Origin of the sequence: Streptomyces sp. NPDC058274, from assembly GCF_042881375.1 — a bacterium.
In the GTDB taxonomy this organism is placed as follows: Bacteria; Actinomycetota; Actinomycetes; order Streptomycetales; family Streptomycetaceae; genus Streptomyces.
This window is the reverse complement of record NZ_JBHVXW010000031.1, coordinates 28821-43931: the sequence shown is the minus strand read 5'-3', so window position 1 is coordinate 43931 and position 15111 is coordinate 28821. Positions and strand designations below refer to the sequence as shown.

17 protein-coding genes are annotated in these 15111 nt (G+C 70.6%); 10 read left to right on the top strand and 7 right to left on the bottom strand.

Going from position 1 to position 15111, the window contains the following annotated elements:
• The first annotated feature begins 50 nt into the window (after positions 1-50).
• Complete coding sequence (locus ACFVYF_RS36705) at positions 51-803, top strand: DUF1707 domain-containing protein (protein WP_389462389.1); 753 nt, start codon at positions 51-53, stop codon at positions 801-803.
• Positions 804-1002: 199 nt separating this feature from the next.
• Positions 1003-1380 (top strand): WhiB family transcriptional regulator, encoded by a 378-nt coding sequence (locus ACFVYF_RS36700; RefSeq protein ID WP_389462388.1) that lies wholly within the window; start codon positions 1003-1005, stop codon positions 1378-1380.
• Positions 1381-1521: 141 nt separating this feature from the next.
• Here ACFVYF_RS36700 and glpX read toward each other — a convergent pair whose 3' ends face one another.
• Positions 1522-2553 (bottom strand): class II fructose-bisphosphatase, encoded by a 1032-nt coding sequence (glpX, locus tag ACFVYF_RS36695; RefSeq protein ID WP_389462387.1) that lies wholly within the window; start codon positions 2551-2553, stop codon positions 1522-1524.
• A 126-nt stretch (positions 2554-2679) separates the two neighbouring features.
• On the opposite strand from glpX, the gene ACFVYF_RS36690 reads away from it, so the two are divergent.
• Complete coding sequence (locus tag ACFVYF_RS36690) at positions 2680-3198, top strand: DUF4245 domain-containing protein (RefSeq protein ID WP_389462386.1); 519 nt, start codon at positions 2680-2682, stop codon at positions 3196-3198.
• A 147-nt stretch (positions 3199-3345) separates the two neighbouring features.
• Here ACFVYF_RS36690 and ACFVYF_RS36685 read toward each other — a convergent pair whose 3' ends face one another.
• The 4 genes from ACFVYF_RS36685 to ACFVYF_RS36670 form a co-directional block, all read right to left on the bottom strand.
• Positions 3346-3936, bottom strand: a complete 591-nt coding sequence (locus ACFVYF_RS36685) for a malonic semialdehyde reductase (protein ID WP_389462385.1) — start codon at positions 3934-3936, stop codon at positions 3346-3348.
• A 130-nt stretch (positions 3937-4066) separates the two neighbouring features.
• Entirely contained in the window at positions 4067-4300 is a 234-nt protein-coding gene (locus tag ACFVYF_RS36680; protein ID WP_389462384.1) for an exodeoxyribonuclease VII small subunit, read from the bottom strand.
• Between the two features lie 9 nt (positions 4301-4309).
• The gene (gene xseA / locus ACFVYF_RS36675) at positions 4310-5518 is read right to left on the bottom strand and encodes an exodeoxyribonuclease VII large subunit (protein ID WP_389462383.1); all 1209 of its coding nucleotides are present in this window, start codon (positions 5516-5518) and stop codon (positions 4310-4312) included.
• An 89-nt stretch (positions 5519-5607) separates the two neighbouring features.
• Positions 5608-6990, bottom strand: a complete 1383-nt coding sequence (locus ACFVYF_RS36670; RefSeq protein ID WP_389462382.1) for an APC family permease — start codon at positions 6988-6990, stop codon at positions 5608-5610.
• A gap of 97 nt (positions 6991-7087) precedes the next feature.
• Here ACFVYF_RS36670 and ACFVYF_RS36665 point away from each other — a divergent pair, with 97 nt between their 5' ends.
• Positions 7088-8092 carry a 4-hydroxy-3-methylbut-2-enyl diphosphate reductase gene (locus ACFVYF_RS36665; RefSeq protein ID WP_389462381.1) on the top strand — a complete coding sequence of 335 codons (1005 nt, stop codon included), beginning with the start codon at positions 7088-7090 and terminating at the stop codon, positions 8090-8092.
• Positions 8093-8153: 61 nt separating this feature from the next.
• Positions 8154-8900: a polyphosphate--glucose phosphotransferase gene (gene ppgK / locus ACFVYF_RS36660; protein ID WP_389462380.1), complete on the top strand. Its 747-nt coding sequence runs from the start codon at positions 8154-8156 to the stop codon at positions 8898-8900.
• A 72-nt stretch (positions 8901-8972) separates the two neighbouring features.
• On the opposite strand, the gene ACFVYF_RS36655 is transcribed toward ppgK, so the two are convergent.
• Positions 8973-9404: a DUF6542 domain-containing protein gene (locus tag ACFVYF_RS36655; RefSeq protein ID WP_389462379.1), complete on the bottom strand. Its 432-nt coding sequence runs from the start codon at positions 9402-9404 to the stop codon at positions 8973-8975.
• Positions 9405-9817: 413 nt separating this feature from the next.
• Here ACFVYF_RS36655 and ychF point away from each other — a divergent pair, with 413 nt between their 5' ends.
• Positions 9818-10906, top strand: coding sequence for a redox-regulated ATPase YchF (ychF, locus tag ACFVYF_RS36650; RefSeq protein ID WP_389462378.1), 1089 nt, complete (start codon positions 9818-9820; stop codon positions 10904-10906).
• 338 nt (positions 10907-11244) lie between these two features.
• On the opposite strand, the gene ACFVYF_RS36645 is transcribed toward ychF, so the two are convergent.
• The gene (locus ACFVYF_RS36645) at positions 11245-12168 is read right to left on the bottom strand and encodes a helix-turn-helix transcriptional regulator (RefSeq protein ID WP_389462377.1); all 924 of its coding nucleotides are present in this window, start codon (positions 12166-12168) and stop codon (positions 11245-11247) included.
• 163 nt (positions 12169-12331) lie between these two features.
• Between ACFVYF_RS36645 and ACFVYF_RS36640 the strand changes: the two genes are divergently transcribed.
• The 4 genes from ACFVYF_RS36640 (at position 12332) to ACFVYF_RS36625 (ending at position 15102) form a co-directional block, all read left to right on the top strand.
• Positions 12332-12745 (top strand): cupin domain-containing protein, encoded by a 414-nt coding sequence (locus tag ACFVYF_RS36640; RefSeq protein WP_389462376.1) that lies wholly within the window; start codon positions 12332-12334, stop codon positions 12743-12745.
• Between the two features lie 77 nt (positions 12746-12822).
• The gene (locus tag ACFVYF_RS36635) at positions 12823-13839 is read left to right on the top strand and encodes a zinc-dependent alcohol dehydrogenase family protein (RefSeq protein WP_389462375.1); all 1017 of its coding nucleotides are present in this window, start codon (positions 12823-12825) and stop codon (positions 13837-13839) included.
• Positions 13840-13883: 44 nt separating this feature from the next.
• Positions 13884-14549 carry an SDR family NAD(P)-dependent oxidoreductase gene (locus ACFVYF_RS36630; protein WP_389462374.1) on the top strand — a complete coding sequence of 222 codons (666 nt, stop codon included), beginning with the start codon at positions 13884-13886 and terminating at the stop codon, positions 14547-14549.
• A gap of 13 nt (positions 14550-14562) precedes the next feature.
• Positions 14563-15102, top strand: coding sequence for a cyclophilin-like fold protein (locus tag ACFVYF_RS36625; RefSeq protein ID WP_389462373.1), 540 nt, complete (start codon positions 14563-14565; stop codon positions 15100-15102).
• Positions 15103-15111 lie beyond the last annotated feature (9 nt).

The following is a 15111-nucleotide window of genomic DNA, read 5'->3' as shown; positions in this document are numbered from 1 at the left end:
GTGCCGAGAAGGGGTAGTCGCGATCTATCGCGTTTGGGTACGCTGCTGCCGTGGACCTTCACAAGAGCGCCGCCCCGACCGACAGCCGGCTCGTCACACCGACCGACGGCCGCCCCGTCGCGCCGGCGGAGCTGCGCTGCTCCGACGCCGACCGCGACCGCATCGCGGACATCCTGCGCGACGCCCTCGCCGAGGGCCGCCTCACCCCCGACGAGCACTCGGAGCGGGTCGAGGGGGTGCTGAGCGCCAAGACGGTGGGGGAGCTCGACCTCTTCGTCCGGGACCTGCCCGCCGCCCACCAGCGCCGCGCCACCCCGGCGTACCACCCGGCGCCGAACCGCCCCACGGAGGGCGCGATCCCGGCGGAGGCCGATGAGAACGTGGTGGCGGTCTTCAGCGCCGCCGTCCGCAAGGGCCGCTGGCGCGCCGGCCGCCGTATCCACGCGTACGCGGTCTTCGGCAACATCGAGATAGACCTCAGCGAGGCGGTCTTCGAGTACCAACAGGTCGTGATCAAGGCCATCTCGGTCTTCGGCAACGTCGAGGTTCGCGTCCCGGAGAACGTGTCGCTGCGCGGCAGCGGCGGCGGAGTCCTCGGCAACTTCGAGGTGGACACGCTGGATTCGGCCGATCCGGACGCCCCGGTGGTCTACGTGGAGGGGATGGCGGTTCTCGGCAACATCGAGGCGCGGCCCAAGCGCGGCAAGCTCGTTGCCGACATCCTCGACCGGGTCAGGGACCGGGTCGCGGACCATGTCTCGGACCGGGTCGACCGCAGTTTGCGCAAACACCTGGGGCATTGACGGCAGTGAACTGACCGGCGCCCGGAGTGAATTGGTCCAGTTGTGCGAGATCGATCGCGGCCGAGAATCCCCGGGCTTCGGAACGCAGTGCATAGGCCCGCGCACAGCGGGTAGGCCTTGCTGCATCGTCTCTTGGAGGGCGCTGCGGGAAGGTCTGCGGCGCCCGGCACGCTCGCGAAGCCGTCGTCAGGAGTAGACCGTGCTGCAACCGCCGCATCAGTCCCTGCAGGTAGCTGCCGTTCCGGCGCAGCGGGCGCCAGTGCGGGACAGGGATCAGGAAGCTCCGTGGCATACGGAGGCCGTCTGTCGGCGTGACGAAGCGGGCCTCTTCTTCGCGCCTTCCAAAGAGCCCACCGCCGCCCGGCTGTCCCGCGAGGAGGCGGCGAAGCGGGTCTGCGCGCGCTGTCCCGTCATGGTCGAGTGCCGTGAACACGCGCTGCTGCAACCCGAGCCGTACGGAGTGTGGGGCGGCCTCACCGCCGCCGAGCGCCGCGTCGTGCTGGCCCGGCGCCGCCGCCGTGACGTCGAACTGAAGAAGGCATCGAGCGCCACCGGGACGATAGCCGCGGCGGGCTGAGGCCGCCGGTCGGGCACCGCACACGGGCATCGCACACACGAGAGGGGCGCCCTCCCCGCACGGGGGGCGCCCCTCTCGCGTGTGCCGTTCCCGCCCGGCGGTCCGCGTCACGCGGCCGTCCGGGTCAGGGGGCGGCCCGGGTCACTTCGCGCGGTCGAAGTCGATCGCGCTGTACGCACGCAGCTTGCTCAGCCGGTGCTCCGAGGTGATCTGGCGGACGGTGCCCGACTTGGAGCGCATCACGATCGAGTCGGTGGTGGCCGTCTCGGCGCGGTAGCGCACCCCGCGCAGCAGTTCGCCGTCGGTGATGCCGGTCGCGACGAAGAAGACGTTCTCGCCGGAGACCAGGTCGTCGGTGTACAGGACGCGGTCGAGGTCGTGGCCCGCGTCGACCGCGCGTTGCCGCTCCTCGTCGTCCTTGGGCCACAGCTTGCCCTGGATGGTGCCGCCGAGGCACTTGACCGCACAGGCCGAGATGATGCCCTCGGGCGTACCGCCGATGCCGAGCAGCAGGTCGATGCCGGTGCCCTCGCGCAGCGCCAGGATGGAGCCCGCGACGTCGCCGTCGGAGATCAGCTTGATGCGGGCGCCGGTCTCCCGGATCTCCTTGATGATCCCCTCGTGGCGCGGCCGGTCGAGGATGACGACGGTGACGTCCTCGGGCGAGGACTTCTTCGCCTTGGCGACCCGGCGGATGTTCACCGACACGGGCGCGTTGATGTCGACGAAGTCGGCGGCATCCGGGCCGGTGACCAGCTTGTCCATGTAGAAGACCGCGGACGGGTCGAACATGGTGCCCCGGTCGGCGGCGGCGAGCACGGCGATCGCGTTGGTCATGCCCTTGGCGGTCAGCGTCGTTCCGTCGATGGGGTCGACGGCGATGTCGACCTCGGCGCCGGTCCCGTCGCCGACGTGCTCTCCGTTGAAGAGCATGGGCGCCTCGTCCTTCTCGCCCTCACCGATGACGACGACGCCGTTCATCGAGACGGTGGAGACGAGGGTCCGCATGGCGCGCACGGCGGCACCATCGGCGCCGATCTTGTCCCCGCGGCCGACCCAGCGGCCCGCGGCCATCGCGGCGGCTTCGGTGACCCGGACCAGTTCCAGGGCGAGGTTGCGGTCGGGGGCCTCGGAGGGGACCTCGAGTTCGGACGGCAAGTGATGCTCGGTCATCGGAGCGCACCTTTCTGATACGACGACGGCCGGATGAGGGTGTGCCCCGACTCTATCGTCAGGCAGAAAAAATGAGCAGGGGGCCCCACGGATGAGCAGAGCACTGCACCTGCGACGATAGGGAGCGTGGCAGGTACGAAAGGCAAGCAGACGGTCCGGGACATGGTGTTGTCCCTGGGCTTCATCGGGGTCGTGGCGGGTTTCATCTACATCTTCGTCCCGCACGACGACAAGGCGCCGGATCTCCCGCGCGTCGACTACACGGTCGAGCTCAGCACGGCCCGCCGAGCGGCGACCTATCCGGTGGCGGCACCCGAGGGCCTGCCCGACACCTGGAAGGCGACGTCCGTGCGCTTCCGGGGCGACAAGTTCGACGCCTGGCACCTCGGCTTCAACGCCCCGGACGGCCAGTACGTAGGGGTGGAGCAGTCCGCGCAGAAGCCGTCCGCGTTCATCGACTCCGCCAGTCAGGGCGCCAAGGAGACGAAGGCCACCCAGCGCATCGGCGACCGCACGTGGCAGCGGTACGAAGGCGGCAGGTACGACGCCCTCGTACTGAAGGACAAGGGGTCCACGACGGTGGTGGCCGGCACGGGGTCCTTCGCGCAGCTGACGAAGATGGCGGAGGCGCTGGAGACCTCCTGAGCCTCCTGAGGTCTGTGGGACGCCCGGCCTACGGGCCCCGTCCCCCGGCGCCATCTGCGTCCCTCGCCCACGAGACACCAGAAGGGCCCCCGGCTCACGGCCGGGGGCCCTTCCGCGTGGCGCCGGTACCGGGCGCTCGTGTGTGGCTCAGACGCTGGTGACGACCTGGTCGATCTCCAGGCGCGGGGAGCGCGGGAACCAGGCGTCCTCGGCCGGCTTGCCGATGTTGACGACCATCAGCGGGGTGTGGTCGTCGTCCAGGAACTCCTTCTGGACGCCGGGGAGGTCGAAGCCGGTCATCGGGCCCGCGGCCAGGCCGGCGGCACGGACGCCGATGATGAAGTAGGCGGCCTGCAGCGTGGCGTTCAGCGCGGCCGAGCGCTCCCGGCCCTCGCGCGAGCCGCCGAAGATGTCCTTGGCGCCGGCGAAGTGCGGGAAGAGCTGGGGGAGCTCCTCGTGGAACTCGTTGTCCGCGGAGAGGATCGCGACCAGCGGGGCGGCGGCCGTCTTCGGCTGGTTGCCCTCGGCCATGAGGCTGACGAGCCGCTCGCGGGCCTCGGCGGAGCGGACCAGGGTGATGCGCAGCGGCGACTGGTTCATCGACGTGGGGCCGTACTTGACCAGGTCGTAGATCGCCTGCACCTGCTCCTCGGTCACCGGCTCGTCGGTGAACGCGTTCGCGGTGCGGGCCTCGCGGAACAGCAGGTCCTGGGCGGTGGGGTCAAGAACGAGAGACATGGAGAAACCTTCTCGGGCGTGCGACGGATCCCTGGGGATCAGCTGGCATCTCCGAGAGTACGTCGATGAAGTTCAAGGTTCAACCAAATCGAAGCCTCGTGATCCACTTCACAGAGCCACGAGCGGGTGTCTACTCCTCGTCCGCCGCGTCCTCGGCGGTGTCCTCCTCGGCGAGCGCCGCGTCGAGCCGGGCCCGCGCGCCGTCCAGCCAGCGCCGGCACACCTTCGCCAGCTCCTCGCCCCGCTCCCACAGCGCCAGGGACTCCTCGAGGGTCGTACCGCCCGCCTCCAGGCGCCGTACGACCTCGATCAGCTCGTCCCGCGCCTGCTCGTACCCGAGCGCCTCGTCCGTCTTGCTGGTCATCCGCCCACCCTATGCATCGACTCGTACCGTGAATTCGCCCTCGGCGACCCGCGCCCGCAGCGGCTCGTCGGCCGTGACCTCGCCCGGGTCGCGGACCGCGTGGCCGTCGGCCTTCTGCAGCACCGCGTACCCCCGCTTGAGGGTGGCGGCGGGGGAGAGGGCCACCACGCGCGCGTGGGTGTGCGTCAGCTCGGAGTCGGCACGGTCGAGCTGATGGCCCAGGCAGCGCCGGCTCCGGTCCAGCAGTGAGACGACGTGGTCCGCCCGCTCGTCGATCATGCGGTGCGGATCCTCTATCGAGGGCCGGGCCAGCGCGTGGGCGAGACCGCGCTCCTCACGGTCGACGAAGGACTGGACGGCGCGGCGCGCCCGGTCCCGCAGGAACTGCACCCGCTCGTACTCCTCGCCCACGTCCGGTACGACCTTCTTGGCGGCGTCGGTCGGGGTGGACGCGCGCAGGTCCGCCACGTAGTCGAGCAGCGGAGTGTCGGGCTCGTGCCCGATGGCCGACACGACCGGCGTACGGCAGGACGCCACCGCGCGGACCAGCTGCTCGTCCGAGAAGGGCAGCAGGTCCTCCACGCTGCCGCCGCCCCGCGCCACGATGATCACGTCCACGCCGTCGAGCGCGTCCAGCTCCTTCACGGCCTGGACTACCTGCGGGACCGCGTGCACGCCCTGCACGGGGACGTTGCGCACCTCGAAGCGGACGGCGGGCCAGCGGTGCCGCGCGTTCTCCAGCACGTCCCGCTCGGCGGCCGAGGCGCGCCCGCAGACCAGCCCGATGAGCTGCGGCAGGAACGGCAGCGCCTTCTTGCGGTCGGCCGCGAACAGCCCCTCGCCGGCCAGGGACTTCTTCAACTGCTCGAGGCGGGCGAGCAGTTCACCCACGCCCACCGGCTTGATCTCGGTGGCCCGCAGCGACAGCTGCCCCCGCGGCGCGTACCACTCGGGCTTCGCGAGGACGACCACGCGCGCGCCCTCGCTCACCACGTCCGCCACGGCGTCGAACACCTGTCGGTAGCAGGTGACGCCCACGGAGATGTCGTACGACGGATCGCGCAGTGTCAGGAAGACGACGCCCGCGCCCGGGCGGCGCGACAACTGGGTGATCTGCCCCTCGACCCACACCGCGCCGAGCCGGTCGATCCACCCTCCGATGAGCCGCGACACCTCGCCGACGGGCAGCGGGGCGTCCGCGGACGTGTTCAGAGCCATGCGCCCGAGCGTAACGGCCGGTTGTGACAATGCGGCCCAGCCCGGGACGGCTCCCCGGGTCGGTGCGGGGCTCGACGGGACCGCCGCCCTCAGGCGCCGGACGGTCCCGGCCGCCTCCGCTGGGCCACCAGCACCGCCAGCCCGATCACCAGCCAGATCGTGCCCACCACCTGGGCCGTACCCGAGGCCTCGACGATCACGGCGACGGTGATCGCGGCGCCGAGGACCGGGATCAGCACGTGCCGCCACCAGACCACCGGCCCGTCCTGCCGCCGTACGGCGAACCAGCCCACCACGCTCGCGTGCAGCAGCGTGAACGCCGTGAGCGCGCCGATGTCGACGACCGACACGAGGTGGTCGAGACCGTCGTCCCGCCGCGCCGCCCACACCGCGGCGACCAACGTGATGACGGCCGCGCACAGCAGCGCCGCCCGCGGCACCCCCGAGTCGGTCTTCGACAGCGCCCGGGGCAGCCGCCGGTCGCGGGACATCGCGAACAGCAGCCGCCCGGCCGCCGCCTGCCCCGCCAGCGCCGCGAACGCGGCACCGATCGCCTTGCTCACGGCCACCAGATTGTGCAGCCACGACCCGACGGAGACGTCCACGGCGTCGTAGAACGCCGACCCCTGCTTGCCGGGATCGGCGGCCAGCCCGGCCGACGACACCGGCTCGAGAAGCGCCACCAGATACGTCTGCGCCACGAAGAGCACACCCGCCAGCGCCAGACAGAACAGCAGCGCCCTGGCCACCTTCTGCGAGCCGCCCGTGACCTCCTCCGCGAAGGTGGCGATCGCGTCGAAGCCGAGATACGACAGGACGGCCACGGAGACCGCGCCGATGACCGCCGACAGCGCGAACGCCCCCTGCGAGCCGTCCCCGAACAGCGGTGACAGCCAGACGCGGGCGGCCCCGTCGCGCGCGAGGACCACGATCGCCGCCACGGCGAAGACGAGCAGGACCACGATCTCCATCGCCAGCACCAGCATGCCCACCCGGGCCGCCGCCCGTACGCCCCACAGGTTCAGGAGGGTCGTCACGACCACCGCGAGGGCCGTCCACACCCACCGGGAGACCTCCGGGACCAGCGCGTTCATCGCGATCCCGGAGAACAGGTAGGCGACCGCCGGGATGAGCAGATAGTCCAGCATCGCCATCCACCCGGCGATGAACCCGGCCTCGTTCCCGAGCGCCGCGCGCGCGTAGGCGAACACCGAACCCGCCTGCGGGACCACACGGACCATCTGGGCGTAGCTGAACGCGGTGAACGCCATCGCGACCGTGGCGACGACGTAGACCAGCGCCACCGCGCCGTGCGACTTGGCGTCGAGGGTCCCGAACACACCGACCGGAGCCATCGGGGCGATGAACAGCAGCCCGTAGACGACCAGATCCCGGAAGCCGAGACTGCGCCGCAGCCCGTGTTCCGCACCGGACTCACCGGCCGCTCCGGTCGTGGTCCGCGTGTCCGACATCCCTGCCTCCCGAGCCTCGCGCCTGGCCCCACCCCTCCCAGTCCCTCACCAGTCTCCCCAAGGAGGCGATCTTTGACCCGCCGAGCGCGGCCTTACGATGGTTGCCATGACTGCTTCGTCTGGCCGCCGTGTCCTGCTCGCCGCCCCTCGTGGCTACTGCGCGGGCGTGGACCGCGCCGTGATCGCCGTCGAGAAGGCCCTGGAGCAGTACGGGGCCCCCATCTACGTCCGGCACGAGATCGTCCACAACAAGTACGTGGTGCAGACCCTGGAGAAGAAGGGCGCCATCTTCGTCGAGCAGACGGCGGAGGTCCCCGAGGGGTCGATCGTCATGTTCTCGGCGCACGGTGTCGCCCCCGTCGTCCACGACGAGGCCGCGGCCGGCAAGCTCGCCACCATCGACGCGACCTGCCCGCTGGTCACCAAGGTCCACAAGGAAGCCGTCCGCTTCGCCAACGACGATTTCGACATCCTGTTGATCGGCCACGAGGGCCACGAGGAAGTCATCGGCACGTCCGGTGAGGCACCCGAGCACATCACCCTCGTCGACGGTCCCGAGGACGTCTCCAAGGTCGAGGTCCGCGACCCCTCCAGGGTCGTCTGGCTCTCCCAGACCACGCTGTCGGTCGACGAGACGATGGAGACGGTCGACGCGCTCAAGGAGAAGTTCCCGCAGCTCATCTCCCCGCCCAGCGACGACATCTGCTACGCCACGCAGAACCGCCAGCTCGCGGTGAAGCAGATGGGCGAGCAGGCCGACCTGGTCATCGTGGTCGGCTCGCGCAACTCCTCCAACTCCGTACGGCTCGTCGAGGTGGCCAAGCTCGCGGGCGCCCGGGAGGCGTACCTCGTGGACTTCGCCGACGAGATCGACGCGGCCTGGCTGGAGGGCGTGAACACGGTCGGCGTCACCTCGGGTGCCTCCGTCCCGGAGGTCCTCGTCGAGCAGGTCCTGGAGTACCTCTCCACCCGCGGCTTCGAGGACGTCGAGCTCGTCAAGGCCGCCGAGGAGTCCATCACCTTCTCGCTGCCCAAGGAGCTGCGCCGCGACCTGCGCGCGGAGGCGGCGGAGCTGATCGCGGGCCGCACTTCCGAGAAGTGAAGGTTCCGCAGGGGTCCGGGGCCGGGGCGTGACTGTCAGTCGTAGGACTTAACGTAGAGCCATGCAGATCTTCGGCGTGGACATCGGCGGATCCGGGATCAAGGGTGCCCCGGTGGACCTGGATCAGGGCGAACTGACCCAAGAGCGATACAAGGTGCTGACCCCGCACCCGGCCACGCCGGACGCGGTGGCCGACGGCGTGAAGGAGGTCGTGGACCACTTCGGCTGGACGGGCCCCGTGGGCGTCACCTTCCCCGGCGTCGTCACCGGCGGTTCCACGGTCCGCACGGCGGCCAACGTCGACAAGGCGTGGATCGACACCGACGCGCGCGCCCTGCTGAGCGACCGGCTCGGCGGCCACGCGGTGACGGTCCTGAACGACGCGGACGCGGCGGGCGTCGCCGAAATGCAGTTCGGCCAGGGCCGCGACCGGCAGGGCACGGTCATCCTGCTCACCTTCGGCACGGGCATCGGCAGCGCCCTCTTCGTCGACGGCGCCCTGGTCCCGAACACGGAGCTGGGCCACCTCGAACTGCACGGCCACGACGCCGAGAAGCGCGCCTCCACCAAGGCCAAGGAAGACCACGACCTCACCTGGGAGCACTGGGCGTCCCGCGTCCAGAAATACCTCGCCCACGTCGAGATGCTCTTCTCGCCCGACCTCTTCATCATCGGCGGCGGCGTCAGCCGCAAGTCCCAGAAGTTCCTGCCCCTGATCGAGGGCATCAAGGCGGACATCGTCCCGGCCGGACTGCAGAACAACGCGGGGATCGTGGGAGCGGCGATGCGGGCGGCGAAGACGCCGTAGCCCTCCGGGGGGGTGGTCGGGGCCCAGCCGGCCGTGGGGCCGGGTTCGGCCCACGGCGTCCGGGGGCGGGGCTCAGGCCGGGCGGCGGCGGGGTGCGGTGGTGGCGGGGCGGGAGGCCTGGGCCCGGCGCTGGGCGGCGCGGCGGGTCATGAGCCGGATCTTGCGGACGGACGCGATGACGCCCGCGACCAGCGTGCCGCCGTACAGCCAGCCCGCCTGGGTGGCGAGCGCCGTGATCAGCCCCATCACACGCCCGCCGAGCCCCCCGCCGCCGTCGGCGACCGGCAGCAGCCCGAAGGCGAAGGCGATCGGCGCGACCACCGGCGCGGTGCCGAGGTCGCCGCGCCGCACCCATACGGCGGTCAGCGCGCAGACCGGCAGGAACAGCACCCCGTACACCGCCAGGGACGCCCCGAAGAGCAGCTGGTCGAGACAGGCGAGCGCGAACATCACCGCACCGCAGAACAGCCCGCTGCCGAGACCGGTGAGCCGCGGGTTGGGCATCCGCCGTACCGCCGTTACCAGCGGAGCGGCCGACCGCCGGGGGCCGGAGGCACTCCGGGCGGGCGCCGCGGCGCCCCGCTGACCGGGCGCCGTACCGCGTCCTGCGGCGGGCCCCCGCTCTCCGGCCGGCACCCGGACGGGCCGGCTCGTGCCGGCGCCGCCCCGTCCCGTCTGCGGGGGAAGGGGCGTGCCACGTCGGGATCCGGGCTGAGGGGGGCGCGTCCTGTGTTGCTCCACTGGACCAACTTAGGTCGGTTTATGTGTGGAATGGCCTCTGGGACACGCCGTTGGCTGGACCTTGGCCATGCGTTCGATACGTCGCCGGGGCGAGGGCGCGCACGCCGTAGACTGGTGGATCGGCCCGCTCACCGCGTGGGCCCTGCCGCCCATCCTCACGTACGGGAAGTCGCAACGTGTCGCTCACGATCGGAATCGTCGGTCTGCCGAATGTCGGCAAGTCGACCCTGTTCAACGCCCTGACCAAGAACGACGTGCTGGCGGCCAACTACCCGTTCGCCACGATCGAGCCGAACGTGGGCGTCGTCGGTGTCCCCGACCCGCGCCTCACCAAACTGGCCGAGATCTTCTCCTCGCAGCGCGTTCTGCCGGCGACCGTCGACTTCGTCGACATCGCGGGCATCGTGAAGGGCGCCTCGGAGGGTGAGGGCCTGGGCAACAAGTTCCTCGCGAACATCCGTGAGTCCGACGCGATCTGCCAGGTCATCCGCGCCTTCAAGGACGAGAACGTCGTGCACGTGGACGGCAAGGTCTCGCCCAAGGACGACATCGAGACGATCAACACCGAGCTGATCCTCGCCGACCTCCAGACGATCGAGAAGGTCCTGCCGCGCCTCCAGAAGGACTCGCGCATCAAGAAGGACATCGCGCCGAAGGTCAAGGCGGTCGAGGAGGCCAAGGAGATCCTGGAGCGGGGCGACACGCTCTTCTCGCAGGGCATCGTCCAGGGCTCCGGCAACGAGGAGCTCCTGCACGACCTGCACCTGCTCACCACCAAGCCGTTCCTCTACGTCTTCAACGTCGACGAGGACGAGCTGGTCGACGAGGACTTCAAGACCGAGCAGCGCGCGCTGGTCGCCCCCGCCGAGGCGATCTTCCTCAACGCCAAGCTGGAGCAGGACCTCGCCGAGCTCGACGAGGAGGACGCGATGGAGCTCCTCCAGTCCGTCGGCGCCGAGGAGCCGGGCCTCACGACCCTCGCCCGCGTCGGCTTCAACACCCTCGGTCTCCAGACCTACCTGACGGCAGGCCCGAAGGAATCCCGCGCCTGGACCATCAAGAAGGGCGCCACCGCCCCCGAAGCCGCGGGAGTCATCCACACCGACTTCCAGAAGGGCTTCATCAAGGCCGAGGTCATCTCCTTCGAGGACCTCGTCGAGACCGGTTCGGTCCCCGAGGCCCGCGCGAAGGGCAAGGCCCGCATGGAGGGCAAGGACTACGTGATGCAGGACGGGGATGTGGTGGAGTTCCGGTTCAACGTGTAGCGGCTGACTTATCACGACGTCGCTGACCTGGCAAACATGCAGGTCAGATGGGGCTCGACTCTTCGGAGTCGGGCCCTTTGCATTTTCCCGTGCTGGGATGGTGCTGGGATAGCTGACCCCTCGTCACCTGTCGTCATCCCTGGTCATCCGTACCGCGCTGGGATCGTGCTGGGATGGGATGGAGGCGACCGTGCTGGGTTTCGGGCAGGGCGCGGTGCGATGCGAGGGGGTGGGAGGAGGGGTTCCATCTGCACGTCTTCTTGTTTCGGTAGCCGGGCATCCGCCGCTATGTTGCGCTCCCCGCCTTTCTGATGGGGCTGCGTCGTCGGGAACTCCGCCTATCTGGCGTGACCTGGCCTGCTGGTTGTCGACGGTTCGGTAGCCGAGTCGGCTTCCTGGGTGGCAGCTAGTGAGGCGAGGAGGCGTAGGCCCTCTTCGGAGGGGGAGCCGGGTTCGGCGGTGTAGATGGTGAGGGTGAGGTCGGGTTCTGCGGCCATTTCCAGACCCTCGAATGCGAGGGTGAGGTCGCCGACGGCCTGGTGGTGGAAGCGTTTGGTGCCGGTGCCGGTGCCGGTGCCGTGGTGGCGAACGTTGTGGGCGCCCCAGCGGGTGCGGAACTCGTCGCTGCGGGTGCAGAGCTCGCCGACCAGGTCGTGCAGATCCTTGTCGTGCGGGTTGCGGCCGGCTTCGGTGCGCAGGATGGCGACGGCGACGTCGGCGAAGAGGTCCCAGTCGGGGTAGAAGCGGCGGGCTGCGGGGTCGAGGAAGTTGAAGCGGGCCAGGTTAGCCTGGTTGCCGGGGGTGGCGTAGACGTCGGCGTAGAAGGCGCGGGCGAGCGGGTTGGCGGCAAGGATGTCCATGCGGCCGTTGCGGACGAACGCCGGGCCGGCGGTGATGGCGTCGAGGGTCCACTGCAGGCTGCGGTGGGGCTTCCACTGGTCCCTGCTGCGTCGGCGGCGGGGCCGGGTGAGGACGTCGGAGCCGTCCGCGGCCTGAGCCAGGTTCAGCAGGTGGGCGCGTTCGGCGTCGTCGAGCCGGAGAGCGCGGGCCAGGGCTTCGAGGACGGCCGGGGAGACGCCGGCGAGGTTGCCGCGTTCGAGTTTGGCGTAGTACTCGACGCTCATGTCGGCCAGGGCCGCGACCTCGCTGCGGCGCAGGCCCGGCACGCGGCGTCGGGAGCCGGCGGGCAGTCCGGCCTGCTCGGGGGTGATCTTTGCGCGCCGCGAGGTGAGGAACTCGCGGACCTCTTCACGGTTGTCCACACCCTCGACGGTACGGCCCGCACGCGGCCATAGGGATGTACTGCCGGTACACCCTTCGCTGGTGACTCGCTACGCGCGCGAACAGTCGGTTACCTGGATATGCGGGGCGATCGATCCCGACGCCGCCGCTCTCCCCCCTCGTACCGGAATCAGGAAGTCGCTCGTGGAACACCTCACCGAAACCCCCACCGCCAAGGCGCCGGCCGACCGCTTCACCGGCGATGTCTACCTGAACATGATCGCGACCCCGTCCGAGCCGGACCGCCTGGCGTCCGCGCTCGTGCGCTTCACTCCCGGCGCTCGCACCAACTGGCACTCCCACGCACACGGCCAGACCCTCTTCGTCACCGACGGCGTCGGCCTTGTCGGGACCCGCGACGGCCAGGTGGTCCGCGTCAGCGCCGGGGAGGTCGTCACGTGTCCGGCGGGCGAGGAGCACTGGCACGGCGCCACCGGCACGACCCTGATGGCGCATGTCGCGATGGTGGTCGGGGACGGCCAGGGGGACGGCACCACGTGGCTGGAGCCGGTCACGGACGAGCAGTACGCCGCCGCCCGCAGCGCCGTCGGCCGCTGACGGCCCCACCGTTCTGAGTAACCGGTCGACAAGGACCGGCAGCAGATCTCGGCACCACCAGAAAGGCACCGACCATCATGCGCGGAGCAGTGATCCACGCCCCCGGCGACGTCCGCTTCGAGACCCTGGACGACCCGAAGATCCTCAAGCCCACCGACGCGATCATCCGCACCGCGGTCACCTGCGTGTGCGGCTCGGACCTGTGGCCCTACCGGGGCGCGGAGCCGACCGACGCGGCGCATCCGATGGGCCACGAGTACGTCGGCTTCGTCGAGGAGGTCGGGGCCCAGGTCACTTCGGTGAAGCCGGGGCAGTTCGTGGTCGGCTCGTTCGCCACCTCGGACAACACCTGTGCGAACTGCCGTAACGGCTTCCAGTCCAGCTGTCTGAACCGCGAGTTCATGAGCACCTGTCAGGCCGACTACGTCCGCATCCCCAATGCCCAGGGCACCTTGGTCGCCACCGACGGGACACCGAACGAGGCGTTCTGGCCCGGGCTGCTGGCCGTCTCCGACGTGATGGGTACCGGCTGGTGGGCCGCCGACGCGGCCGAGGTGAAGCCCGGTTCGACCGCGGTGGTGGTCGGCGACGGCGCGGTCGGCCTGTGCGGTGTCATCGCCGCGAAGGAGCTGGGCGCGGAGCGGATCATCGCGATGTCCCGTCATGAGTCCCGGCAGAAGCTCGCGCGCGAGTTCGGGGCGACCGACATCGTCACCGAGCGCGGCGAGGGGGGCGTGGCCCGGATCAAGGAGATGACCGGCGGGATCGGTGCCGACTCCGTCCTGGAGTGCGTCGGCACCGCCCAGGCGATGCAGCAGGCGCTGCAATCCGCACGGCCGGGCGGCAACGTCGGCTTCGTCGGTGTCCCGCACGAGGTCGCCGTGGACGGGCAGGAGCTGTTCTTCTCCCACGTCGGCCTGCGCGGCGGCCCCGCCCCCGTGCGCCGCTACCTGCCCGACCTGGTCGAGCGCGTCCTGACCGGCGCGATCGACCCGGGCAAGGTCTTCGACCTCACCCTGCCGCTGGAGCAGGTCGCCGAGGGCTACCGGGCGATGGACGAGCGCCGCGCCATCAAGACCCTCCTCACGCCCTGACCCCTCCCCACCAACGACTCATCTCTCTACGCCAAGGACTCACCATGACTACGTTTGCACTGGTCGGCGCAGGTCCCGGTCTGGGCCTGGCCACCGCCCGCCGCTTCGGAAAGGCGGGCCACAGCGTCGCGCTGCTCGCACGTAACAAGGAACGTCTCGACAGCCTCGTGACCGCCCTGCCCGAGGACGGGATTCAGGTCCGCGGCTATACGGCTGACGTCCTGGAGCCCGCCTCACTCACCACCGCCCTCCAGGCGGCGAGCGATGAGCTGGGGCCCATCGAGATCCTGCAGTACAGCCCGGTGCCGCGCGCCGACTTCATGAAGCCCCTCCTCGACACCGACCCGTCAGATCTGGACGCCCCGCTCGCCTTCTCGGTCAAGGGCCCGATCACCTGCGTGAACGCCGTCCTGCCCGGCATGCGGGCGCTGGGCGGGGGCACACTGCTGTTCGTCAACGGCGGCAGCGCGGTCCGCCCGAACCCCAGGGTGGCCGGCACCTCCATCGCCTTCGCCGGCGAGAGCGCGTACGCGGCGATGCTGCACGACGCGCTCGCGCCGGAGAACATCCACGCCACGCAGCTGATCATCCCCGGCGCGATCAGCCCCGACGCCGAGCACTCCAGCCCCGAGGTGTTGGCCGAGCGGCTGTACGCCCTGCACACCGAGCGCGACGGCTTCAGGCACTACGCCGAGCCGCTGCCCGAGTGAGGGACGACCGCCCATGACCTTGCTAGCTCGCCGCGCCCTGGACGGTACAGCCCTGGCAGCCGCGCTGCTGCTGGCCGTGACGGCCTGCTCCAACGACGCACCACGCGATGCTGCGGCGTCCGCTTCCCCGACGTCATCGGCGTCGGCGGGCCAGCCGAAGACACCGGCGTCCAGCGCCCCGTCCGGCTCAGACAGGAGCAACCCGATGGACATCCGCGTCACCCTCGACGGGCAGTCCGTCGACGCCACCTTGAACGACAGCCCCGCCGCCCGCGACCTCGCCTCCCTGCTCCCGCTCACCGTGGACCTCAAGGACTTCCACGGCACGGAGCGGATCGGCGACCCGCCGCGCAAGCTGACCACCGACGGCGCCCCCGAACCCGCCGCGCCCAAGGCCGGGGATATCGCCTACTACGCCCCGTGGGGCAACCTCGCCCTCTTCTACCAGGACGGCCCCGCCGCCTCCGCCGACCTGCTGATCCTCGGCCACATCGACGCCGATCCCGCTCAGATCGGCAGGGCCGAACGCATCACCATCGAAGCCGCCCCCTGACCTCGCCCA